The organism is Pseudomonas sp. LBUM1640 (genome assembly GCF_059716225.1).
In genome coordinates this window covers 806,472-830,649 of record NZ_CP166816.1, presented here as the reverse complement: position 1 = coordinate 830,649, position 24,178 = coordinate 806,472, and the positions used below count along the sequence as shown (strand labels likewise).

Genomic DNA, 24,178 nt, shown 5'->3' with positions numbered 1-24,178 from the left:
CTATAGGCCAAATCCCCGCGCAGGGGTTGCAAATTTGTCATCCGCGCGACAGCTCGCCGTTACATGACGCGCACCAAAATCGCACATGAACGCTCTGGAACGGTTCTATCAGGTATGCTTTTCTAGCAGGAAATAAAAAGAAACAAATTAGCCAACCTGTTCGATAAGGAGTCCCGTCTTGGAGTTATCGACTGCCGCGTGGATGGTTCACGACACCCGCCTCATGTTCTGCGTTCTGCTGGCCATCGCCAGCATCATTGTGTTGATCAGCGCGACCAAGCTGCCGCCGTTCCTGTCGATTTTGATCGGCACGTTTATCGCCGGTGTGGGCGCCGGGCTGCCCCCGGAGGAAGTCGCCAAGGCGTTCAGCAAAGGCGCCGGGGCGATCCTCGGTGAAGCCGGGATCATCATTGCCCTGGGTTCAATGCTCGGTGCGTTGATGGCCGAATCCGGTGCGGCCGACCGTATCGCCACCACCTTGCTAGGGTTGGGCAAAGGCAAGTCTCTGCCTTGGGTGATGGCGCTGGTGGCCATGGTGATCGGCTTGCCGCTGTTCTTCGAAGTGGGCCTGGTGATGATGGTGCCGATCATCTTCGTCATGGCCAAACGTTCGAACCAGCCGTTGCTGAAAATCGCCATCCCGGCACTGGCCGGCATGACGACCCTGCACGCCCTGATGCCGCCGCATCCAGGGCCGCTGATTGCAGTGAGCGCCTTGCACGCCGACCTGGGCCTGACCATGTTGCTGGGTTTTTGCCTGGCGGTGCCGGCGGTGATTCTCGCGGGCCCGCTGTATGGCAACTGGCTGTCCAAACGCATGCACGTGGATGAGCCGGCCGACATCGGCGCGCTGTTCAGCGCACCGCCCAAGGCGCCGCGCCAGCCGAGTTTCGGCGTGTCGTTGCTGATCATTTTATTGCCGGTGATTTTGATGCTCGGCAGCACCTTGGCCAAGGTTGCGATGTCACCGGAAAACCCGCTGGCACTGACCTTGAAATTCCTCGGCGAACCGCTGATCGCCCTCGGCCTGGCAGTCATCGCCGCCGTCGTCTGCCTGGGCTGGGCCGCCGGCATGCCACGCAGCGACGTCGGCAACACGCTGCGCAAAGCCCTTGCACCTATCGCCGTGTTGCTGCTGACCATCGGCGCCGGTGGTGGCCTCAAGCAAACGTTACTGGACGCCGGCGTCAGCCAGACCATCAGTAAAGTCGCCGAAGGCGCGCACATGCCGTATCTGTTACTCGCGTGGCTGATCGCCGTGGCCCTGCGCCAGGCCACCGGCTCGGCGACCGTCGCCACCACCACAACGGCGGGCATCCTCGCGCCGATGATGGCCGGGCTGGCGGCGACTCAGAGTTCATTGGTGGCGCTGGCGATTGGCGCCGGCTCGGTGTTCTTCTGCCACGTCAACGACGCCGGGTTCTGGATGGTGCGCGAGTACTTTGGCTTGCAGCTCAAGCAGACGATCTGGGTGTGGTCGGTGCTGCAGACGATTGTTTCCGTCGTTGGTTTGGTGGGTACGCTGGTGCTGTGGCACTTTCTGACCTGAAGATGTTGCAACGAGGGGGAGCGCGCTTCCCCCTCACTCTGTCAGTGATGCAAAACGAAGCGCGCGTCGAGCTTATCGAGCAACTCGAAAGTGTTCATGCAGGGAACGCTAAACAGAGCACACACGTTGGGAATAGTGTATTTGCGCTTGATGTCAGGGTTGTAGACCTCGTGCGTAACAACCACCGCCCCCGTCGTCATCGCCTTGGCGATTAACCAAGCATCTGCGCCCTCAAGAAACTCTTCCAGTGCCCCGGCCTTCATCACCGGTGCCTGCTCGGCAATTCTTGAGACGATCTTCCCAAAGGCTGCTTGAGTCTGTTGACCACTCGAGTCTTCAAACAGGCTGGCATTACCCTTTACCCACTGCGTCAACTCGTCGTTGCCTTTGGCTAATTCGTCCCTGACTGGAACAATACTGGCAATTTCCAAGGCCTGATGCTGCTGAAGTATCCATGCCCAATAGCCAGGACAAATCGTCATTGCGTAATAACGGTTTTTGGCCTCGATCAGCGTATTCGAATCCAATAGATGCTTCATGCCGATAGCTTCATCCCATAAGCCTTCAACTTGGCTGGCTGCACACCCAGCAATTTTCCTGCGTCCCGCAACAAAATTCGCCCGCTCTGTGCTTCTGCAAGAACGGCCTTGCTCAACCGGGTGCTGTTCCTTATAGCCGCTGTGCGGTAGTAGTCGCCTCCACTACCGTCTTTATCTCGATACTCCTGCAAGATCCGACGGTAGTAAGCGCCGTATTGCTCATTACTGATGTAGCCAAGATCACGGGCGCGACGTGCAATCACCAATGCGCTGACGCGAAAGCGCCCGACCATGGGCCCCAGGTTTTCTTCCCAGTGAACATCGGAATCCCAATGCGCTCGAAAAATGAGTTCCGGCGCTAGAAACTCTCCCGCCACCGCATTGCAGAAGGCCTCTTCCTGACGGGCGCTTTGACTGTTTCCATCAGACACGCCCGTGCTACCAATCCAGATATGTGCCAGTTCATGCATCAATGTAAAAAGCCGTGCCGTGGGCGCGTCCGCACTGTTGATGAAAACCACGGGGGCCATCGGATTGCTGATTGCAAATCCTCGAAACTCACTGACATCCAGTTTCCTGTGGGTGTTGCCCAAGGCAACACCACTGCGCATGACGAGAATTCCGGCTTCTTCCGCACCACTCACCAAAGCCCTCACATAGTCTTCGTAACCCATTCGAGCAAATGCATCCGTCACGCCAAGTACGCGACGAATATCTGCAACCACATCTTTGATCGGCGAACGGCTACTGAAACGTCCCACGAAGGGTAGAGGGGAACGCTCGTGATCCTGCAAGTATTCCAAGTACCAGTCTTGCTTACGGAGCACGTCTCTCACTGTATCCATCAGGTTCAAGCTGGGCTCGTCTGGAAAAACGCCACCCACAGTACGCAGGTCTGGAAGAGGTAAATGCTCGGGTGGAGGAGCCCTGAGAAAGAGGTAACCAAAAGGGACGTGCACAATGGCAGCCCACTTTTGCGCCTGGTTGAAGGTGGGAAGGCTCTGGCCGCCTTCCCACTCCTTCAGCCTTTCCAATTTGACCATGAGGCCTTTGGCAACCTGCGCTTCAGTCAGCCCCGCCCGCTGGCGAGACCAGGACAGGATTGCAGGGTTGATATAGGCGATCTGAGACATAGAGGTAGGTGTGCTCGTCAGGATTGGACGTGACTATAGGAGCGACCTCCCTACCCGTCAATTAATGGCCATTAGTGCCATTTGTAACAGCGTTTACTGGGTGGCGCTTGCCAAACAGCGCCACACTCACCACCCCCACCGCGCCCATCACCACGCAGTAGCCCACACAAATCCACGGGCTGGTGGGCATCAGTGCAATCAACAGCAGCGGCGTAGTGCTCGCCCACAACGCGTAGGCAATGTTGTAGGTGAAGGAAATTCCCGACACCCGCACCTGCGCCGGGAACAGCCCGACCATCACCGACGGCACCGCGCCCACCACTCCGCAACTCAAGCCCGCCACGGCATACGCCGCGCCCAGCCATACGCCGCCGCTGATCAGGCTGGCGTACAAAACCGCAATACCCACCGGCAGTAACAGGCTGTAGACCAGCACCGCGCGCCAGGCGCCGATGCGGTCCACCAGCAGGCCGGCGAGTACACAGCCGATATTCAGGAAAACGATGCCCAGCGCGCTCAAGGCGAAGGTGTGGCTGGGGCTCATGCCGAAGGTCTTTTGCATCATGGTCGGGGTGATGACTACCAGCACGACCACGGCCGAGGTCAGCACGCAGGTGAGGATCATCGCCGGCAGCAACACGGCGCGATGGTCACGCAGCACCGTGCGCAGTGGCATTTCGGCGGCAGCCTGGCGGCGCGCCTGCATTTCGAGAAACACCGGAGTTTCGCTGAGCCAGCGGCGCAGCCATACGCCGATCACGCCGAACACGCCGCCGAGCAGGAACGGGAAACGCCAGGCGTAATCGAGGATTTCGGCGGGGGTGAAGACTTGCGCCAGCAGCGTTGCGGTCAGTGCGCCGAGCAGGTAGCCGAAGGTCAGGCCAGCTTGCAGGAAGCCCAGGGCGTAGCCTCGGTGATGACGCGGGGCGTGTTCGGCGACGAAGGTCCAGGCGCTGGGCACTTCGCCGCCTACCGCCGCGCCCTGCAGCACGCGCAGCGCCAGCAGGATCAAGGGTGCGAAATAACCGATTTGCGCGTAGGTCGGCATGATCCCGATCAGCAGGCACGGCAAGGCCATCATCAGGATGCTCAAGCTGAACACGCGTTTGCGCCCCAGGTGATCGGCGAAGTGCGCCATCAGGATGCCGCCGAGCGGTCGCGCCAGGTAGCCGGTCACGAAGATGCCAAAGCTTTGCAGCAGGCGCAGCCATTCGGGCATTTCCGGCGGGAAAAACAGCTGGCTGAGGGTCAGCGCAAAGAACACGAAGATAATGAAGTCGTAGATTTCCAGGGCACCGCCGAGGGCGGCCAGGCCCAGGGTTTTGTAGTCGGAGCGGGAAAAACGCTGCGCCTGTGGGGAAAAGGTGGCAGTCATGTGGAGGCTCGGCAGACAAACAAAATGGCGTGCAGGTTATGAGCTGAGCCCAGTGATGGCAATCGCGACGGATATATTTGTTTTACTCATGGATCGATGAAGATAACTGCATTCCCATATCAATGGGCGTGGAGGAACATGCCGTAAAACTGCCAACACCCATAATAAATACAAGAGGTAAAACTTGTGGCCGATGCTATCGAAGAAAGCCGCTATGCGCGATTTGCCCTGCGTTGTTCCAACTTCGCCGAACGCTGGTTTCCTGACTCCTGGGTGTTTGCCGCCCTCGCGGTGATCATCGTCGCCGTGGCGACCCTGGGCATGGGTGCCGCGCCGACCGAGGCCGCCAAAGCCTTTGGTGACGGGTTCTGGAGCCTGATCCCGTTCACCATGCAGATGGCCTTTGTGGTGATCGGCGGTTATGTGGTGGCCAGCTCGCCGCCGGCGGTGAAACTGATCGATCGCCTGGCGCGCATCCCTAAGAACGGCCGTTCGGCTGTGGCCTGGGTCGCCTTGATTTCCATGGTTGCCTCCCTGCTCAACTGGGGCTTGTCCCTGGTGTTCGGCGGTTTGCTGGTGCGCGCACTGGCGCGTCGCACGGATTTGCGCATGGATTACCGCGCGGCCGGCGCTGCGGCCTACTTGGGCCTTGGCGCGGTATGGGCGCTGGGGCTGTCGTCGTCGGCCGCGCAATTGCAGGCCAACCCGGCCAGCTTGCCGCCGTCGATTCTGTCGATCACGGGGGTGATCCCATTCACCGACACGATCTTCCTGTGGCAATCCGGGGTGATGTTGCTGGCGCTGATCGTGGTCTCGCTGATCATCGCCTACGCCACCGCGCCGGGGCCGAACAGCGCCCGTGATGCAAAAGCCTGCGGCGTCGACCCGGCCTTTAACCTGCCCAAGATTCAACCGCCAACCCGCCCAGGCGAATGGCTGGAGCACAGCCCGCTGCTGACCATTTTGCTGGCGTTGCTGGCGGCCGGTTGGCTGTTCCATGAGTTCTCGACCAAGCCTGCGATCAGCGCGATCTCGGGGCTGAACACCTATAACTTCCTGTTCATCATGGTCGGCGCGCTGCTGCACTGGCGCCCGCGCAGCTTCCTCGATGCGGTGGCGCGTGCCGTGCCGACCACCACCGGGGTGCTGATCCAGTTTCCGCTTTACGGCTCCATCGCGGCGCTGATGACCGTGGTCAAGGGCGGCGACGGCCAGACCCTGGCGCACCATATCTCGACCTTCTTCACTTCCATCGCCTCCCACGACACCTACGCGCTGTTGATGGGCGTGTACTCGGCGGTGCTGGGCTTCTTTATTCCGTCAGGCGGCGGCAAGTGGATCATCGAAGCGCCTTACGTGATGCAAGTGGCCAATGACCTGCAATACCACTTGGGCTGGGCGGTACAGATCTACAACGCCGCCGAAGCGCTGCCGAACCTGATCAACCCGTTCTATATGCTGCCGCTGCTGGGCGTGCTGGGGCTCAAGGCGCGGGATTTGATTGGGTTCTCGTTTGTACAGTTACTGGTGCACACGCCGTTGGTGTTGTTCCTGTTGTGGGCACTGGGAACCACGTTGAAATATTTGCCGCCGGTAATGCCGTAACGCGCCAAAGCGCCGCGCGGCATGCGGCCTTTCTGATGACATGTGTAGGGGTTGTCCCACTCAATGCAGTGACAACCCCTGACTTCTACCGTCAACGTCTTTGATTAACCTGACTCGGACTACTCCTCACAAAACGCCAAGGAAAATCCGATGACGCCCCTATCCAAATCACTGGAAGAGTTGATCAATGATATTTACAAGGACGACCACGTATCGTTCGTTGAGTACATAACCCTGCGAGACGATGCCGATCGGCGCATGGCTGCCGTTATCCAAGAGTTCGGTCTGCATAACAACGTCACCGCCTTCCAAAAAGCCATGGATGTGGCCATGCAGCTACTGCAGACCAGTGTCCGCGATGCGAAAAAAGCCAGGCTTACCGATACAGGCGAAGCCATCGTCAAGGATGCGGTAGCGGCACAAGTAGAGTACTTGCGTGCCGGCAGCCAATTGGCACTGAGCCTGCTGTGAGCGCCTTGTCCACCTGACTGTCTTCGTTCCGTCACATTGCATTGCTACCGTCCTGCGAAATATTTTGAAACATCCACCTCGCAGGGACTCCCAGCAATGAGTGACGAGCACGAAGACCGCCCTTCCCCCGATTTCGTAGCCCAACCGCCAGTGGACACCAGCCGCCGACGCTTCCTGGGGGGCGCGGCGGTGCTGGGGGTGGGTGCGACCTTGAGTGCCTGCGGCAACACCAGTGAAACACCGAGCACACCGGTGGCGCGACCGCTCACACCACAGGAACTGGACAAGGCCTTGCACGAGCAGGTGAAGACGGTGGTGGTGATCTATGCCGAAAACCGCAGCTTCAATAACCTGTTTGCGGATTTCCCTGGGGTTGAGAAACCCCTGTCGGCTCTTGCTGCGGCGGATGCGCAACAGCGCGACCGCGACGCCAGCCTGCTGACCACCCTGCCGCCAGCCTGGGGCGGTGTGTTGCAAGTCGGCCCGCAAAGCGTGGATGGGGTGACCTACCCCAGCGAAGTGCAATTCCAGGAAAACCTGCCCAATGCGCCGTTCGCCCTCAAAGGCCCGAACGCCGAAGACCTGCCTCTGAGCCTGGTCACCCGCGACTTGTGGCACGTGTTCTACCAGAACCAGATGCAGATCAACGGCGGCAAGAACGACCACTTTGTCGCCTGGGGCGATTCCGGCGCCCTGGTGATGGGCCATTACGCCCAGAGCCGTTATTCCCTGCGCCTGTGGGATGTGGCGAAGGAGTTCGTGCTGTGCGACAACTTCTTCCAGGGCGCATTTGGTGGCTCGTTCCTGAACCACCAGTACCTGATCAGCGCGACCGCGCCGTTTTATCCGAACGCCGCACAGTCGGTGGCCAAGGCGCAGATTGCCACGCTGCAAAGCGATGACCCCACCGACCCGCGCCTCAAGCCGCTGGACAAGTCCCCGGCCAGCGCCATGACCGGCCCGCCGCAGTTCGGCCCCAGCGCGCTGACGCCGGACGGTTACGCCGTGAATACGCTGGCCCCGCCCTATTGGCCGACCTGGATCCGCGACCCGCAAAACCCGGATTACTCCAAACCCGATCTGCCCAACGTGCTGGTGCCGCAAACCCACGAGCACATCGGCGACAAGCTGTCGAAAAAGAACGTCGACTGGGCCTGGTACGCCGGTGCGTGGCAAGCGACCCTGGACCAGTTCAAGGATTCGGGCGGTATTCCCAAGATTCCTAACTTCCAGTACCACCACCAACCGTTCAACTACTTCACGCAGCAAGGGCCGCAAAACCGCGTCGAACGTGACAAACGCTTGCGCGATGGTGGGTTGGGCGATGAATCGAGCACCAACAAATTCTTCGCCGACGCCGAAGCCGGCAAGCTGCCCGCCGTGAGCTTCTACAAACCCCAGGGCAACCTGAATATGCACGCCGGCTATGCCGACGTAGCCTCGGGCGACCGCCATATCGCCCGCGCCTTGAAAGTGCTGCAAGAAAGCCCGCAGTGGAAAAACATGGTGGTGGTGGTGACCGTCGATGAAAACGGCGGCTGGTGGGACCACGTGGCGCCGCCCAAAGGCGACCGTTGGGGCCCGGGCACACGCGTCCCGGCGCTTATCGTGTCGCCATTTGCGCGCAAAGGCACGGTAGACCACACGGTATACGACACCGCGTCGATCCTGCGTTTGATCACCCGGGTGTTCCAGCTGGAGAAACTCGACGGCCTCAAGCTGCGCGATGACGCCATGATCGCTCGCGGCCAAAAGCCCATGGGTGACTTGAGCAACGCGTTGCAATTGATGGCGTAGGTTTTCTTATCCAATAACGACACGCCTGGCGATTTAACACGCAGTTTTCCTGGTCAGCCGCTACTGTGTGGAAGTGGGCTTTCACCCCGCGCAGACGGGCTTTCGCTGACAAGGAACCAACTATGTTTAAACCGACCAGGCTGTCCTTCACCCTGGCCGCACTGCTGGCCAGTGCGGTCGTACAGGCCGATCTCGTAGTGCCACTGGGCAGCACGCAACGGGTGACCCAGTTGTTCGCGTTCCCCAATAACTGCAACGTGATCTGCTTTCGGCCATGGACGCTGGAGCAGACCGCCGAGCATTACCTTAACCAGAGCTTGCAGCGCGACGGCTACAGCCGCGCCAAGGTCAGCGTGAAAACCCACGACGGCCAAGTCTCAGCCACCTTCAGCGGCGTGCCCGACCACTACGGCCAACCCTTGACCACGTTGCTCAATACCGCAGACCTGGCCTACCAAGGCGCCAGCAAACTCAACAGCGACGGCAAGTGGGCCTACAACTGGTACTTGTTCCTGCCGCTGGGCATGGCCTTGGAAAACCGCAAAAGCATCGAGCTGCTGCACTTCCCGCCGGATTACTCATTAACCCAGGCCCAGGATTACCTGGAATCAGCCACCACCGACCGTTGGGCCACCTTGCTCACCGACAATGGCATCCCGGCCACCGAAACCCCGGCCTACCAGACCATCATTGATATCGCCCCGATTGCCGCGCCATCCAACGCGGGCAAGGATCTTGAAAGCGTCTACAGCTACTTCACCGATTATCAGACACGCATGGTCGAGGAACTGAGCCTGCACACCAACGGCTCATTGCCGATGGTGGCGTTCGGCGCACCAGTGCGCAGCTGGATCAAGCACCAGTACGGCCAGACCGTGGGTGTGCTGGGCCTGGTACAGATCAGCCCGGCAGCGGGCAAAACCGTGTCGGTGCTGGGCGCCAACCACCCCAGTTACATTTGGTATGCGGCAGACCCTGCCACCTACGACGGCAATGAACAAAAAGCCGACGAAGCCGGCTTGAAGGTAATGGGGCAAGACCTGAGCGCGGCCTGCTGGCAGGCCGGTATGGGGCAAAAACCTGCCAGCGACCCGAATGTATTGCTCAAGGCGTGCATGAACACCTGGCAGGTCACGCGCAAGGAGCAGACCTGTGAGCTGTTCTACACCTCGGTGCGTAACCTGACCCCCGAGCAAGCCAACGCCAAGTGCGCCACGCCCACCATCAAGGCACAGTTGAAACAGCTGAAGACTGCCGCCCCGGCGCCTGCCATCACACCACCCGCGTTGTAGTGCGCATAAAAAATAGCCGATTGCTACTGTCAAAGTTGACAGTAGCAATCGGCTATCTGTTCAGCGAGTCTTGACCCGGGCCCATTCGCTGCAAGACTGGCAGTCAGACACCATTCGCAGGTCGATGCAGCCCACCCAAGGAGAGTGATGAAAACTCAAGCCAAGGATAAGGCTGCTAGCGTGGACAGTGACTGTCTTTACCCCTTTGCGACAACGCTGGCGGAATGCGGGTATCCATCGACACGTCAATTTGAGGTAGTACGCGACCTGAACGGCGCAGGCGTCGGCATCAAATCCCGTGTGGCCTTCGACAGCCGCACCCTGATTGCCAGGGTGTTCGGCTATGTTTTGAGCGAATGCCGCCAGCATACCTTCCAGATCTCGCCGCGCATCCGGCTGTATGACCCGTGGGTGTGCGGCCAACTGCAACACTCCTGCGATCCGAATGTGTACTTCGACACCGCTTATCTGGAGCTCTGGTCAGTCATGCCCATTGCCGCCGACACGTGGCTGACCATTGATTACGCCACCACCGGCGACATCCTGCCCCGCCAGTTTGCCTGTGAGTGCGCCAGCCCCAACTGCCGGGGCTGGATCAAAGGCCCAGAGGAACAACTCAGCGCAGAGGGCACACTGTTCCTGCAGGAGCAGGACCGTCACAAACGCCCTTAAGCTTCACCCAACGGGCGCAGGCGATATTGCGGCGGCAGCTGCTCGAAGCCACTGATGGTGGTGTTCAAGCTCTTCCAGCGGCCATCCTTGATGCCATAGATGCAGCCGTGGATCGACAGGCTCTGCCCACGGTGCCAGGCGTTTTGCACAATGCTGGTGTGGCCGACGTTAGCCACCTGCTGAATCACATTCAGCTCGCAGAGGCGGTCAACGCGCTCTTCTTCGGTCGGCAACTGGGCCAGCAGGTCGCGGTTTTCGTAGTAGAGGTCACGAATGGTGCGCAGCCAGCCGTCAATCAGGCCGAACTGGCGGTCCTGCATAGAGGCGCGCACGCCGCCGCAGCCATAGTGGCCAGTGACAAGGATATGTTTGACCTTGAGCACGTCGACTGCGTACTGGATCACCGACAGGCAATTGAGGTCGGTGTGCAGCACCACGTTGGCCACGTTGCGGTGCACGAACAGATCACCCGGCAGCATGCCGACGATCTCATTAGCCGGCACGCGGGCGTCAGAGCAGCCGATCCACAGGTATTCCGGGGTTTGCTGGCGGGCGAGCTTGGCGAAGAATTCGGGATCTTCCTGTTTGATCGCGTCCGCCCAGCGTTCGTTGTTATCAAGCAGGTCTTGTAGTTCGTTCATCAGGGAAAGCCTCAGGAATGATGCGCAGCTGTGTGACAGACAACCGCTTGTCCGGGTCACGCCCTGCGGCAATTAGCTTGAATTTTTTGAGCGTCGTGCCTGTCCACACACTATAAGCCCCACAGTATGAGGATTGGCCATGACTGAATCACGACGTCCCTACGGCGCTACGCAGCCGGAACCGATTGATGACAACGAGGACCGCATGGGTTCGATGCGCGAGCTGGACTTCGACGAGCAAGAGCCGACGGCGGAAATCGGTGATGAGATTCCACTTGGCGAGCGCGAGCAGCTGATGCCCGACGAACGGGTACGCGAAGCTGGAATGACCGGGGCCTCCACGGATGACCATGAGCCCACTGACGATGATATGAGCCCGGAAACGCTTATCCATGAGGATGGCGCACGGGATGCGCGGGAGGAAGGCGAGGATAATCCGGCGGATTATGACCTGAGCATCGTCGATGAAGATGAGATCGGCGGCGGGAATGGCCTGGATGAAGCCGAACTGGCGGATATCGACCCCGTAGACGGTAACCGCTGAATAACCACGGTTCAAAATGTGGGAGCGGGCTTGCCCGCGATGCAAACACCTCGGTGTCTCATTGAGACCGAGGTGATGCTATCGCAGGCAAGCCAGCTCCCACAGAGGCCTGCCTCCACAGTGAGTTGTGAGTTTAGTCAAGCAATGTGCAGGCCATCACCACCGCATCTTCGCGACCACCCACCGCCGGGTAGTAATCGCGGCGGCGGCCAATTTCGTTAAACCCATAACGCTCATACAGGCGGAACGCGCCGGTATTGCTGTCGCGCACTTCCAGGAAGCACTCCCGGGCACTGGCGGCATACGCGCGGGACATCAAGTGTTCCAGCAGCGCCAGGCCCAAACCACGGCCCTGGTTTTCCGGCTTGACGGTGATATTCAGCAGGTGCGCTTCGTCGAGGATGATCTGCACCACACCGTGGCCCACCTGCTGCTCGCCTTCGAACATCAGCCAGATCTGGTACTTGCCCAGCCCATCGAGAAAAATCCCGCGGGTCCAGGGATGGCTGAACGCCGCGTATTCGATTTTCAGCACGGCGTCGAGGTCAGCCTCGGTCATCGGGCGGAAGGATAAAGCCTCACTCATCGGTACTTTTCCAGCGCGCCATCAGCCGGCGCATGGCTTGCCAGACATCAGCCTTACGCTGTGGCTCTTCCATTAATAATTCCAGGCCCGGCAAGGCCCAAACCGAGCCCAGGCCTTCGACCTGCAGTTCGCGATACCAGGCTTCGGCATTCGCCTCGCCGGCAAACCGCACGGCGGGCAGACCGATCAGCCACAGGCACACGCAGGGTTCGTCTTCCAGGCGCGCCGAGACAAAACCTTGTACAAAATCCCGCGCGGCCTCCGGGCCCTGGTCCATGGTGCCGCGCACCAGCAGCGGCCAGCGCACCGGGTCGCCGACGATTTGCGGGCTGTCGGGCAGGCCCGCGGCGCGCAGCATGTCCTTGAGCAGCATGTACGCCGGGTCGCGGGTCTGGAAGCGCTCGCCGGTGGGCAATTCCACCAGCAGCAGGCAACGCCCGGCGCGCAGCAATTGCAAGGCAAAACGCGGCGGCGGCACCACCGGGGCCTTGGCCACCGGCGCAGCCTCTTCAACCGCTGCCGGCTTGACCATCGGAGCGGGGCGCGGCACTTCAATCTTCGCCCGCTCAACGGCAGGACGCGCCTCGGGGGCGGGCTTGACCACCGCCACCGGTGCGGCGGCCTCTTCCCCCGAAACCTCGAATGCCTCATAGGGCTCAAGCGTCTGTAGCAGCTCGGGCCGCGACGGGGCGGCAAACGGCAGTTCGGTGCGGGGCAGCCAGTTGACCACCTGCATGGCGGTCAAGTAAGCGCGACGTCGGGACTCGATAAGCACAGCTCGGCCACTTGTGGATAAGTAAAGAGCGGGGATTCTACCGCTGTTCGGTAACAATCGCCCACTGCGCACTGACCGGCTGTGGATAAATCCCGCGCGCGATGCAGTACAATCGCGACTTTTAATCGCCAACCAGCCGGCCATTCCCATGATCGAACCCAAGCGCGTCCTGCGCGCCCTCGCCGAACACTGGGCCTTACTTGAGCCACTGTGCGAACACTTCGACCAAGGCACCTTGAGCCTGGGCGAGCTGCGCGCGCAATTGGCCGCCCAACAACTGGACAGCACGCCCCAGGACATCACCAGCCTGCTGGACGTGTGGATTCGCCTGGATATCCTGGTGCCTGTCGCCAAGAGCCCGAACCGTTTCGAGCTCAACGCACAGATCCACGACTTCCTCGCCTATCTTCGCAAGGAGCACCGGCTTGGCCTGTGCCTGGAAATCGAAGCCTACCTGCGCCACCTTGAGCGCCTGGCCGGCTACATTCAGGACGCCTTCGACATCCGCGATGGCCATGACCTGGCCCGCCAACTGCGCCTGCTGGATATGCGCGTACGCGATGTGCTGAAAAAACTCGCCAATGACGAACAAGCCCTCGCCGCCGTGGCCGACCGCGCCAAGACCAGCGACCGGCAGATCCCCTTGCGCCAGCGTTACGCCGAAGTGCTGGCGACCTGGGATGAATACGTCGAACCGATGATCCAACTGGTGAACGCCGACGGCGCCTTCGAACAAGGCGTGCGCAAGGTCGAAAACGTGCTGTTGCGCATGCTCACCGAGCAACAGCGCCTCGGCCACCTGGTGGACGATGACATGCTGCTGCGTACCCACGCGCGCATTCTCGAAATGCAGACCAGCGCCCAGCTGACCTTGCGCCACGCCCGCGAACTGCTGCTGCCGCTGCGCGAAGAAGCGCGTCGGCATAACGCCGTAACCCGTGGTGCGGCGCTGGCCCTGTCGGCCATCCGCCGTAAAGGGTTGGACGCGGTGCCCCAAGCGGCGATGCCGATGTTTACCCGGCCGCAAAGCACCTTCCTGGGCAGTGCCAGCCAGGTCGAGGCCTATGTGTATGCCCTGGCGAATTTCGAGCCGAAACCGGCGCGTTTCCCCAAGGCCCACAAATCCCACAAGGGCGACGCCCAGCGTGCACCGCGCACGGTCAAGGAAATGCTCGAGCGCTGCGAAGACGCGCTGCCGATGCCCGACCTGATGACCTGGCTGCTGGAGCAGGAACCGGATGGCGCCACCGACGAATTGCTGTACTGGTTCTCGCGGCTCTCGCGTGAAAAGCGCTTCAAGCGCGAACGCCTGGAACGCCGCGACTATCACACCCACGAGCACCAGGTCAGCCTGCGCTCCTTCGCCCTGCTCCCGGCCGGTTCTGACGCCGCCGAGAACTCTGCGAGTACCGCTTATGTAAGGACTTCGAATGCAACTTGATCTATCCGAACTGTCCCAGCTGGCGCCGATCTTTCGCGAGCTGTTCAAGGGTTACCACGTCAGCCGCCGCGACCCGGAGCTGTACGCGCAACTGTCGAACTTCCAGGACCAGTACCGCACGCTGTTCAAGGCCCTGGGCTTTGAACTGGTGTGCGACACGCGTGGCTTCTACTACTTCGTGCCGGACTCCGCCATCGCCAGCGCGCAGGTCAACAAGACCGCCCAACGCCTGGCGCTGTTCACCTTCATCATCGTCGAGCACTTGGCCGACCAGGGCCGCGACCCAATCGCTGTGCTCGACGGTGGCAGCCTGGGCCGCGATGAGTTGCCGTCGTTGCTGGAAAAGTACCGCGACCTGTTTATCCAGGCCGAAGTACAGACCCAGGAAGAACTCGAAGAAAAAATCATGCGCCGCATGACCCAACTGGGTTTTGCCAGCGAAGACAACGGTGTGTACCGCTTTCTTCCACCGATGCACCGTTTCCTTGACGTGTGCCTGTCGGTGCAGCAGGACCGTGACCTCGCAGCCAGCGTACACAGCGTGCTGCCATTGCCGGCGCCGGTGATCATCGACGAAGACAGCGATGAGAAACTGCTGAAGACCGATGACCCGCTGGACTTGAGCGACTTTGACGAAGAAAGCGAAGAAGACGCCATGGCCCGTGCGATTGCCGAAGAACAGGAGACCGACGCATGAGTAAGGAACGCTACGGCATCCGCCGCTTCGCCCTATTGAACACCGCCGGTTACAGCTTGGGTCTGTTCCCGCTGGAAGAGCCGCTGTCGGTGTATGGCGCGAACAACCTGGGTAAATCCGCGTCGATCAACGCCCTGCAATTCCCGATTCTGGCGCGTATGTCGGACATGAGTTTCGGCAAGTACACCCTGGAGCAATCGCGGCGCTTCTACTTTGCCACCGACACCAGCTACATCCTCGTGGAAGTCTCGTTGCCCCACGGCCCGCATGTGATCGGCGTGGTCGGGCGCGGACCGGGCGGTGGTTTTGGTCACCAATTCTTCGCCTATGCGGGCAAGTTGGATTTGGCGCACTACCAGAAGAACGACACCTGCCTGCGTCAGAAAGAGCTGTTCACCAACCTTGAGCGCGAAGGCCTGAAAGCCTACGAACTCAAGCCGGATGAACTGCGTCGTTTGCTGGTAGGCGGCCACACGTCGATCCCGCTGGACCTGACCCTGATTCCGCTGCGTTCCACCAGCGAGCAGAGCCTGAAGACCTTCCGCGCGTTGTTTATCAACCTGCTGCACATGCGCGAAATCACCGCCGCCAAGCTCAAGCAATTGTTCCTGGATGCCTTCGAGCACAGCCTGCGTTCGGGCAGTGTCGATTACATCGCTGCGTGCGAAGAAGCCTTCCGCGATGTGCGACGCATGGAGCAGGACTACAACTCGCTGGTGGCTGCTGGCCCTTTGGTCGAAGCCCTGGCCAATGGCGTGAAACAGCGCGACATTTTGCGCGGCAAATTGCATCGCCTGTCGCCGCTGCTGGACTCGTTGCTCGGCACCTGGTCGGACTACGCCAGTGCGCGCAAGGAAGAGCTGACCATCCAGGCCGAGCATTACCGCAATGAGCAGGACGCGCTGCAAAACGATCAGCGCGGCGGCACCCAGGAGCTGATGCGCCTGGAGCGGGAAATCAGCGGCATTCAACGCTGGCTGGGCGAGCTGTCGGTGCTCAAGCATCGCTTTGCATTGGTCGATGACGTCAAGGTGCTGGAGCAGCAACTGCTGGCCGCCAAGGATGCTCACGATGAATTGGCGGGCGCCTTGGCGCAGTCGCGACAGTTCAGCGCCGAGGACTTGGAGGAGCGTCTTCGCGACCTGGAAAAACGCCTGAAGTCGGTCAAGCAACAGCTCGACCACGCAGACAACAACAGCTACGCCAAACTGCGCGAAGAATTCTCACAGCAGGACGTCGAGCGTCTGATGCGCTTGTTCAACAGTTCGTTGTTCAGCCTGCCATTGGGCGAGCATGGCATCACGCTGGACGAGGACGGCCAGTGGGTTAAATCCCTGGAGCAGATCCTCGATGGCTTCAAGGGTGAGCGTTTTGAAGTGCCGGGGCTGTCCATCGACATCTCACACATCGAGCCACCTGCGTTGCAGGCCCTGGCGGATCGCGCGGCATTGCGCGACCAGAAAGAGCGCCTGGAAAAAGAACTCAAGCAGCTCAAGACGCAGCAGGCGGTAGCCTCTGACCGAGCGGCGAGCAAGACCCAGACCGAAGCGCTGTACCAGCAAGTGCTGGACGCACAGAAGGCGCTGGAAGACTTCCGTCGCGCACAGACCCTGAGCGCTGAAGAAGGCGAGAAGCTGGAACACCTGGCGCAGATGGAAGCCGCCCAGGATGAATTGAAACGCTCCAGCGATGCCTTCACCGAACGCGTGCAGCAACTGTCGGCCAAGCTGCAATTGGTTGGGCGTCAGATCGGCGACATGGAAGCCAAGCAGCGCACGCTGGATGACGCGCTGCGCCGTCGTCAGCTGTTGCCGGCGGACTTGCCGTTCGGCACACCGTTCATGGACCCGGTCGACGACTCCATGGACAACCTGCTGCCGCTGCTCAATGACTATCAGGACAGCTGGCAAGGTTTGCTGCGCGCCGATGGCCAGATCGACGCACTGTATGCGCAGGTGCGCCTCAAAGGCGTGGCCAAGTTCGACAGTGAAGATGATATGGAGCGTCGCCTGCACCTGCTGATCAACGCCTATGCGCACCGCACCGACGAAGCCCTGACCCTCGGCAAGGCGCGTCGGGCGGCGGTTACCGATATCGCGCGGACCCTGCGCAATATCCGCAGCGACTACGACAGCCTGGAACACCAGTTGGCGTTGTTCAACCGCGAGATCAACAAACGCCAAGTGTCCAACCTGCAGAGCTTCCGCATCGTGCTGGCGCCGAATAAGGAAGCGCTCAAGCATATCGACCAGATCATCCACAGTGCCGGTCAGTATGAAGAAGGCGAGACCCTGTCAGTGTTCGACTTAAGCCAGAGCGCCGAGCAGGACAACAAAAACGAAGAGGCCAAGGAATACCTGGCGCGCCTGGTAGCTGCCAACCATAACCAGTTGGGCCTCAAGGACTTGTTCGAGCTGGCGTTCGAGATCACCAAGGTGCATGGCCAGCCGGTGATTCACACCGACATCGATGGGGCGGCGTCCAACGGCACCACCATGACCATCAAGGCGCTGACCAACATGTACTTGTTGCTGCACTTGATGGACCGTGACCAGGCCGGGCGTGTGCGTTTGCCGTACTACCTGGATGAGGCGGCGGATATCGATGAGAAGAACCAGGCGGCGCTGCTGGAAACCAGCTTGCAGTTGGGCTTCGTGCCAATCCTGGCCAGTGTGAAGCCGCAGGTGTCCGCCCAAGTGGCGATCGACCTGGAAGGTGGCAGCGGGCCGAATGGTATCTACATTGATGAGGCGGATTGGAAGTACATCCGTCGTCACGATGTGGTGAAGGCGACGGTGAATGTGCAGGCGGATGAGCCGGAGCTGGATGAGGTTTAAGCCACTGCGCTGAAATGTAAAAAGGCCGCGATCTGTATGGATCGCGGCCTTTTTTATGGGCTGGGGTTTTGCAGTGATCTTGAGGGCCTCATCGCGGGCAAGCCCGGCTCCCACAGGAGATATGCATTCCAATGTGGGAGCCGGGCTTGCCCGCGATGGCCGCGCCTCGGTCTACTTGCCCAATGGAATCTTAGGCGCCCACGTCAGCCACTCATCTTCAAACTTATCAAACAGAGGGAAAGTTTGCTGCGGCCGTGCCGCGTTGCCCATGCGCTCACCGTCTGGCGTGGCGAAAGCGATGCCACCCGCGACCAACGTCTCCAGGGATTCGGTCCGTACCGTCGCGCCTTTGAACAGGCCGAAGTCCAGACCGAAGCCGCTGGTGTTCCAGAAGCGGCTACCACTGCGCACCAACGGCGCGTACTTAGGCTCGATCAGGATGTGGACCAGTACGCGGTCAGCGGTCTGGCCCAGCTCGTAACCGGTGACTTTGCCCACGGTGACTTCGCGGTAAGTGACCGGAACGCCTTCCTTCAACGAGCCACGGCGTGCGGCGCTGAGTACCAGGCTCAGGCCTTCTTCCTGATGAACCGCTTCTGGTGGTTTGTCCAACGCGACAAAGCTCTTTTGTGGGCCGGCGTTTTTCGCCGAGGGCTGTACCTCGATGTATTGGCCGGTCACCAGGGTTTCCAGGTTCGAGGTTTTCATCAGGCCGAGCTCAGGCTTGACCACCCAGAACTGACTGCCCACACGTGCGACCCGATCAGCCACCTGGGTAATGCGCGCACTGAGCAACACGGATTGCATGTCCGCGCTCAGGTCGACACTTTCGATCTTGCCTACGTCGAGGCCCTTGAAGCGTACCGGCGTGCCGGGGCGCAAACCGTCGGCGCGATCAACCTTGATGGTCACCAGGGTGCCATGTTGGTTGGCGGCCTCGCGATCAGTAAACAAACGGAAACGTGGGATGCGCTTTTTCAGCGGTACGTTCGGTTCTGGCGTTTCGAAGGCGATACCACCGGCCATCAGGCTGGCCAGGGATTCACTTTTCACTTGGATGCCACCGGTGAGGCCGCCGGTGAGCGTGACGCCGCTGGCATTCCAGAAACGTGTCGAGCCGTTGACCAGGTTCTCGTATTCCTTCTCGATGTGAACGCCGATCACCAGCTGTTTGTTCTTGCGCGAGAACTGGTAGCTCTGCACCGAACCGACTTTGACTTGCTTGTAGAGGATTGGGCTGCCGACATCCAGGGAGCCGAGGTTATCGGTGAACAGCACCATGTGCAGGCCTGGGGAGCGCAGGTCCAGCGGTGGCGCTTTGGCCCGCGCGACGAATTCACGCTGTGGGGCGCTGCCTTTGTCGCCGGGGCGAATGGCGATGTAGTTACCTTTGACCAGCGCCTCCAGGCCGGTAATACCCGCCAGGGAGATGGACGGCTTGACCACCCAGAACTGGGTGTCTTGCACCAGGTAGTCTTCGGCGAGGGGGTCGAGGGTCAGCTCGGCGTTCGCGCTGGACAGGTCCGGGTCGATCTTCAGGGTTTTCAGGCTACCGACCTGAATGCCCTTGTACATGACCGGCGTGCGCCCGGCCTGCAGGCCTTCGAAGTCGGTGAGTTTGACCTTGACCTTGATACCCGCCGCCGCAGCGTCGAAGTCTTCGTACAAGCGGAACGGCAGGCTCGGGTCGGTTGGCGGGCTGTCCTTGCGATTCTCTGGGGTGGCGAAAGCGATGCCGCCGGCGACGATGCTGGAGAGCGATTCGCTGCGCACTTTCACGCCGGAGAGGTTGGCGTCGATACTGATGCCGCTGGCGTTCCAGAAACGCGTATGTTTGCGCACCAGGCTGGCGTAGGTCGGTTCGATGTAGACCTTGATTTCGACCGTACTCTGGTCTTCCGACAGCAGGTAGCTTTTGACCTGGCCGACCTGAATCTGCTTGTAGAACACCGGGCTGCCACGGTTCAGCGAGCCAAGGCGGTCGGCTTTGATGGTCAGGTGCAAGCCGGGCTTGGCGTCAGATAAAGGCGGCTCTTCGGAGAGGGCCTTGAACTTGCGGGTGGGTTCACCGTCGCCCGGGCTGGCCGCAATATAGTTACCCGAAACCAGGGTTTCCAGGCCGGTGATACCGGCGAGGCTGACGCTGGGTTTTACCAGCCAGAAGCGCGTGTTGGTCTTAAGGTATTGCTCAACATCCTTGTTCATCTCGATGGTGGCAATCACCCCGCGATTGCTGCCCTCATCGTCCAAGGCCAAGGTTTTGACCTTGCCCACCGACATACCCTTGTAGACCACTTCAGTCTTGTTGGCCTGGATGCCCTCGCCGCTTTCGAAGCGAACTTGAATCTCGATGCCTTGTTGGGAGTAGGCACGCCATCCCAGCCAGCCGCCGATGATCAGCGCAACCAATGGCAACACCCAAATGGCCGACCAGTTGGAGGCTGGGCGGGTTTTAGCTTTTGGCAAATCACTCATGGTCGTCGTCCGACTCCGTGTTGTCCCAAATCAGTCGGGGATCAAAAGTTACTGCGGCAAGCATCGTCAAGATCACCACACTGGCGAACGCTGCAGCACCGAGATTGGCCTCGACACTGGCAAGTCGCCCAAAGTTAACAACCGCCACCAGGATGGCGATCACGAAAATATCCAGCATGGACCAGCGGCCAATGAATTCGATAAAGCGGTACATGATAATGCGTTGTTGCGCGGACAGCGGTTGATGACGCTGCACCGAGAACAACAGTAGGCCAATGCCCACCAGCTTGAATGTAGGCACCAGGATACTGGCGATAAACACCACCGCCGCGATGGGGAACATACCGTGCTGAACCAGCTGGATTACACCGGCCATGATGGTACTTGGATCGCCCTGCCCAAGGGAGTTGACGGTCATGATTGGTAACAGGTTAGCGGGGATATACAAGATCGCCGCGGTGATCAGCAGTGCCCAGGTACGTGTAAGGCTGTTGGGGCGACGGGCATGGATCAGCGCACCGCAACGGGTGCAGAGCTGCTCCTCGGTGTCAGCCTCTTGCTTGTTCAACTCGTGGCATTCGGTACAAATCAGAATGCCTGCATCAATCGCCCGCATGATCATCCTCTCCTGACAACGCTTGCCAGATCTGGTGGGGCGACATCACCACCTCAAGCAGTACTTGAACCATTAATAGACTGATGAAGCAGACCAGACCCAGGCCAATCGTGATGGAGGCCATGTCGGCGAGTTTGACGATCGCAACGAGCACGCCCATCAAGTAAACCTCCAACATCCCCCAATCCTTCAGGTGGTGGTAAATGCGGTAAAGCAACAGCCCATAACTGCGGCCAATCTTCCAGCGAATGCTGAGCAGCACGGCCAATTGGCAGAGCAACTTGAGCAGGGGAATGCCCATGCTGCACAGGAACACCACAGCGGCTACACCTTGCATGCCGCTATCGAACAGACCGACCACGCCACTCCATACAGTGTCTTCTGACGACTGCCCGAGTAGATTGAGCTGCATGATGGGTAAAAAGTTCGCGGGGACGTACAGCAACAGCGCTGCAAGCACCAGCGCCAGGCTTCGTTCAACGACGTTGTGGCGGTGAGCATAGAGCTCGTAACCGCAGCGTGGGCATTGGGCTTTTTCACCAAGGGCGAGTACGGGTTTGCGCATCAGCAAGTCGCACTCGTGGCATGCCACCAGATCCTCCAGTGGTAAGTCCGACACCTTGAGGGTATCAACTGGATCGGGCATAGATAGGGCTCGAACTCTGAAAAAGGTTAGGTGCCTATTCTAGTGGTCTGGTTCAGAAATAACTGTGCAAATTTGTCGGGAAGAACAAGGGGAACCGATGAAAACGGGCAGCCGTTAAATCCAATACAACGCGTTGCCTAAATTGTAAGCGCTCCATAAACCCCACATTCAAACCCGCCACCTGATCTCGGATGCTGTGCTCCCGATTCTCTTTCTGGAGCCCATCCGTCATGATGCGACCCGATGCAAAAGTCGAAAAAGTCTATCTCTACCCCAAACCCGTCGACTTTCGAAAGTCCATTGACGGCCTGGCTGCGCTGGTCGAGCTGGATATCAAGGTTGCAGTATTCGATCCCGTGCTTTTTGTCTTTCTCAACAAGTCGCGCAACCGTGTGAAGATATTGTACTGGGAGCGCAACGGCTTCTGTCTTTGGCTCAAGCGCCTTGAATCCGAGCGTTTTAAAACATCGCCTGACGCTGCCGACGAGGCGATTGTTCTGACCGTGCAGGAACTCAACTGGCTATTGGATGGCTTCGACCTCTGGCGCAATCGCCCTCATCAGGTTTTGACGCCGCGATTCGTGGCCTGATTCGGTATAATCCAGGCATGAATCCCATGCCCGAAAACCTTCCCGAGGACCCCGAATTGCTCAAGCAGATGCTTGCGAAGATGCAATCCAGAGTCGGTTTTCTGGAAGAACAGGTTGCCCTCCTGCGCCAGCGACTGTTTGGCCGACAATCCGAACAAGCGGTCGATCCTGCGATGCCGCAGATGGCATTGTTCAACGAGGCAGAACACGAAGCAGAGCCCGTAGACGAATCCACTGAGGAGGAAGTGGTTTCACCCGCCAAGCGGCGCGGCAAACGCAAGCCGTTGCCTGCCGATCTGCCGCGCATCGAAATCATCCACGAACTGCCCGAGCACGAACTGACGTGTGCTTGTGGCTGTCGCAAGCACGCCATTGGCGAGGAAGTCAGCGAGCAGCTTGAGATCGTGCCGATGCAGATCCGTGTCCTCAAGCACGTGCGCAAGGTGTACGGCTGCCGCGACTGCGAAATAGCTCCCGTGACAGCGGACAAACCGGCTCATCTGATCGAAAAAAGCATGGCCAGCCCCAGCGTGCTGGCCATGTTGCTGACCACCAAGTACGTGGACGGTTTGCCGCTTCACCGCTTTGAAAAAGTCCTGAGCCGCCACGGCGTCGACATCCCGCGCCAGACCCTGGCTCGATGGGTCATCCAGTGCGGCGAGCACGTTCAGCCGCTGCTGAATTTGATGCGCGATCAACTGCTGGAAAGCCGCATCATCCACTGCGATGAAACCCGTGTGCAGGTCTTGAAAGAGCCCGGTCGACAGCCCGGCAGTCAGTCCTGGATGTGGGTGCAGACCGGCGGTCCGCCCGACAAACCGGTGATCCTTTTCGACTACTCCACCAGCCGTGCGCAGGAAGTACCACTGCGCCTGCTCGAAGGCTATCGCGGCTATCTGATGACCGACGATTACGCCGGTTACAACGCACTGGGCACGCAGGATGGTGTCGAGCGTTTGGGGTGTTGGGCACATGCAAGGCGCAAGTTTGTTGAAGCGCAGAAACTGCAACCCAAGGGCAGGATGGGGCGTGCTGACATGGCGTTGAAGCTGATCAGCAAGCTATACGGCATCGAGATCGCTTACAAAGAAAGTAGCGATGAGGGCCGCAAACGAGGCCGTCAGAATTTAAGCTGCCATGTGATGAGTGAGCTAAAGGCTTGGGTCGATAAAACGCTCCCTTATGTCACGACGCAGAACGCTCTGGGCAAGGCAGTAACCTACCTGGCCAACAACTGGAACAAACTCGAGCGGTATGTCGAGGAAGGCTACTTGCCGATCGACAATAACCCAGCCGAACGCGCCATCAGGCCCTTCGTGATCGGACGAAAGAACTGGTTGTTCAGCGACACGCCCAATGGCGCGACGGTGAGCGCGCAACTCTACAGCCTGATCGAGACTGCCAAAGCCAACGGCCAGGAGCCCTATGCGTGGCTGCGCCACGCACTGGAGCGGTTGCCGCAGGCGTCATCAGTTGAAGATTACGAAGCCCTGCTGCCGTGGAACTGCACGCCTCAGGTGTATGGCTAAACGCTCTGCCCAGCTTTGGCTAGGTGGGGTTTATGGATCGCTTACCCTAAATTGGCTGGCAACAATATAGGCGATACGGCTGTTGTGGTTCATTTTCGACCGCCCAAAACAAAACCCCTGTTCGCGTTAGCAAACAGGGGTTCTGGAATTTAATCTTGACGATGACCTACTCTCACATGGGGAAACCCCACACTACCATCGGCGATGCATCGTTTCACTACTGAGTTCGGGATGGGATCAGGTGGTTCCAATGCTCTATGGTCGTCAAGAAATTCGGGTACTGAGTCGTGACCAGATGGCCTCGCTTCAGCAAATTGGGTATGTGATAGCTTTCGGTGTTTGTAAGAGTCGAACTTTCGGTTCTATCG

General features: G+C 59.6%; 21 protein-coding genes and 1 rRNA gene. 12 read left to right on the top strand and 10 right to left on the bottom strand.

Going from position 1 to position 24,178, the window contains the following annotated elements:
* The first annotated feature begins 178 nt into the window (after positions 1 to 178).
* Positions 179 to 1,549, top strand: a complete 1,371-nt coding sequence (locus ACA065_RS03560; protein WP_497693341.1) for a GntT/GntP/DsdX family permease — start codon at positions 179 to 181, stop codon at positions 1,547 to 1,549.
* A 41-nt stretch (positions 1,550 to 1,590) separates the two neighbouring features.
* On the opposite strand, the gene ACA065_RS03555 is transcribed toward ACA065_RS03560, so the two are convergent.
* The 3 genes from ACA065_RS03555 to ACA065_RS03545 form a co-directional block, all read right to left on the bottom strand.
* Positions 1,591 to 2,088, bottom strand: coding sequence for a DUF4411 family protein (locus ACA065_RS03555; protein WP_497693340.1), 498 nt, complete (start codon positions 2,086 to 2,088; stop codon positions 1,591 to 1,593).
* Positions 2,085 to 3,221 carry an XRE family transcriptional regulator gene (locus ACA065_RS03550; protein WP_497693339.1) on the bottom strand — a complete coding sequence of 379 codons (1,137 nt, stop codon included), beginning with the start codon at positions 3,219 to 3,221 and terminating at the stop codon, positions 2,085 to 2,087. Before ACA065_RS03550 ends, ACA065_RS03555 begins: the two co-directional genes overlap by 4 nt.
* A 61-nt stretch (positions 3,222 to 3,282) precedes the next feature.
* A complete protein-coding gene (locus ACA065_RS03545; RefSeq protein ID WP_497693338.1) occupies positions 3,283 to 4,596 on the bottom strand; it encodes an MFS transporter in 1,314 nt (437 codons plus the stop codon).
* 186 nt (positions 4,597 to 4,782) lie between these two features.
* Here ACA065_RS03545 and ACA065_RS03540 point away from each other — a divergent pair, with 186 nt between their 5' ends.
* The 5 genes from ACA065_RS03540 to ACA065_RS03520 all read left to right on the top strand — a co-directional run bounded on the left by ACA065_RS03540 (position 4,783) and on the right by ACA065_RS03520 (position 10,433).
* Positions 4,783 to 6,201, top strand: a complete 1,419-nt coding sequence (locus ACA065_RS03540) for a short-chain fatty acid transporter (protein ID WP_497693337.1) — start codon at positions 4,783 to 4,785, stop codon at positions 6,199 to 6,201.
* Between the two features lie 150 nt (positions 6,202 to 6,351).
* Positions 6,352 to 6,672, top strand: coding sequence for a hypothetical protein (locus ACA065_RS03535; RefSeq protein WP_497693336.1), 321 nt, complete (start codon positions 6,352 to 6,354; stop codon positions 6,670 to 6,672).
* A gap of 96 nt (positions 6,673 to 6,768) precedes the next feature.
* Positions 6,769 to 8,469, top strand: a complete 1,701-nt coding sequence (locus ACA065_RS03530) for an acid phosphatase (RefSeq protein ID WP_497693335.1) — start codon at positions 6,769 to 6,771, stop codon at positions 8,467 to 8,469.
* Between the two features lie 122 nt (positions 8,470 to 8,591).
* A complete protein-coding gene (locus ACA065_RS03525) occupies positions 8,592 to 9,761 on the top strand; it encodes a hypothetical protein (RefSeq protein WP_497693334.1) in 1,170 nt (389 codons plus the stop codon).
* Positions 9,762 to 9,908: 147 nt separating this feature from the next.
* Positions 9,909 to 10,433, top strand: coding sequence for an SET domain-containing protein (locus tag ACA065_RS03520; protein ID WP_497693333.1), 525 nt, complete (start codon positions 9,909 to 9,911; stop codon positions 10,431 to 10,433).
* On the opposite strand, the gene can is transcribed toward ACA065_RS03520, so the two are convergent.
* Entirely contained in the window at positions 10,430 to 11,074 is a 645-nt protein-coding gene (can, locus tag ACA065_RS03515) for a carbonate dehydratase (RefSeq protein WP_010213394.1), read from the bottom strand. The genes ACA065_RS03520 and can overlap by 4 nt on opposite strands.
* 139 nt (positions 11,075 to 11,213) lie before the next feature.
* Between can and ACA065_RS03510 the strand changes: the two genes are divergently transcribed.
* Positions 11,214 to 11,618: a serine kinase/phosphatase gene (locus ACA065_RS03510; protein WP_497693332.1), complete on the top strand. Its 405-nt coding sequence runs from the start codon at positions 11,214 to 11,216 to the stop codon at positions 11,616 to 11,618.
* 133 nt (positions 11,619 to 11,751) lie between these two features.
* Here the strand turns inward: ACA065_RS03510 and rimI are convergent, their stop codons facing one another.
* Entirely contained in the window at positions 11,752 to 12,204 is a 453-nt protein-coding gene (gene rimI, locus ACA065_RS03505) for a ribosomal protein S18-alanine N-acetyltransferase (RefSeq protein ID WP_497693331.1), read from the bottom strand.
* Positions 12,197 to 12,940 (bottom strand): energy transducer TonB, encoded by a 744-nt coding sequence (locus ACA065_RS03500; protein WP_497695293.1) that lies wholly within the window; start codon positions 12,938 to 12,940, stop codon positions 12,197 to 12,199. Before ACA065_RS03500 ends, rimI begins: the two co-directional genes overlap by 8 nt.
* Before the next feature lie 187 nt (positions 12,941 to 13,127).
* Between ACA065_RS03500 and mksB the strand changes: the two genes are divergently transcribed.
* The 3 genes from mksB to mksF are packed head-to-tail and all read left to right on the top strand — an operon-like array spanning position 13,128 to position 17,954.
* Positions 13,128 to 14,420: an Mks condensin complex protein MksB gene (mksB, locus tag ACA065_RS03495; protein ID WP_497693330.1), complete on the top strand. Its 1,293-nt coding sequence runs from the start codon at positions 13,128 to 13,130 to the stop codon at positions 14,418 to 14,420.
* A complete protein-coding gene (gene mksE, locus ACA065_RS03490; protein WP_497693329.1) occupies positions 14,410 to 15,117 on the top strand; it encodes an Mks condensin complex protein MksE in 708 nt (235 codons plus the stop codon). The genes mksB and mksE overlap by 11 nt, the downstream gene beginning before the upstream one ends.
* Positions 15,114 to 17,954 carry an Mks condensin complex protein MksF gene (gene mksF, locus ACA065_RS03485; RefSeq protein ID WP_497693328.1) on the top strand — a complete coding sequence of 947 codons (2,841 nt, stop codon included), beginning with the start codon at positions 15,114 to 15,116 and terminating at the stop codon, positions 17,952 to 17,954. The genes mksE and mksF overlap by 4 nt, the downstream gene beginning before the upstream one ends.
* Positions 17,955 to 18,125: 171 nt before the next feature.
* Here the strand turns inward: mksF and ACA065_RS03480 are convergent, their stop codons facing one another.
* From ACA065_RS03480 to ACA065_RS03470, 3 genes are read right to left on the bottom strand one after another with little or no spacing between them, the layout of a single operon-like run.
* Positions 18,126 to 20,429 carry a PqiB family protein gene (locus tag ACA065_RS03480; protein ID WP_497693327.1) on the bottom strand — a complete coding sequence of 768 codons (2,304 nt, stop codon included), beginning with the start codon at positions 20,427 to 20,429 and terminating at the stop codon, positions 18,126 to 18,128.
* The gene (locus tag ACA065_RS03475; protein ID WP_497693326.1) at positions 20,422 to 21,045 is read right to left on the bottom strand and encodes a paraquat-inducible protein A; all 624 of its coding nucleotides are present in this window, start codon (positions 21,043 to 21,045) and stop codon (positions 20,422 to 20,424) included. Before ACA065_RS03475 ends, ACA065_RS03480 begins: the two co-directional genes overlap by 8 nt.
* The gene (locus tag ACA065_RS03470) at positions 21,032 to 21,691 is read right to left on the bottom strand and encodes a paraquat-inducible protein A (RefSeq protein ID WP_497693325.1); all 660 of its coding nucleotides are present in this window, start codon (positions 21,689 to 21,691) and stop codon (positions 21,032 to 21,034) included. The genes ACA065_RS03475 and ACA065_RS03470 overlap by 14 nt, the downstream gene beginning before the upstream one ends.
* A gap of 230 nt (positions 21,692 to 21,921) precedes the next feature.
* Here ACA065_RS03470 and tnpB point away from each other — a divergent pair, with 230 nt between their 5' ends.
* Together tnpB and tnpC are read left to right on the top strand one after the other, a co-directional pair.
* Entirely contained in the window at positions 21,922 to 22,281 is a 360-nt protein-coding gene (gene tnpB, locus ACA065_RS03465; protein ID WP_497693324.1) for an IS66 family insertion sequence element accessory protein TnpB, read from the top strand.
* A gap of 17 nt (positions 22,282 to 22,298) precedes the next feature.
* Entirely contained in the window at positions 22,299 to 23,810 is a 1,512-nt protein-coding gene (gene tnpC / locus ACA065_RS03460; RefSeq protein ID WP_497693323.1) for an IS66 family transposase, read from the top strand.
* 153 nt (positions 23,811 to 23,963) lie between these two features.
* Here tnpC and rrf read toward each other — a convergent pair.
* Positions 23,964 to 24,079: ribosomal RNA gene (gene rrf, locus ACA065_RS03455) — 5S ribosomal RNA — on the bottom strand.
* Positions 24,080 to 24,178: the final 99 nt, after the last annotated feature.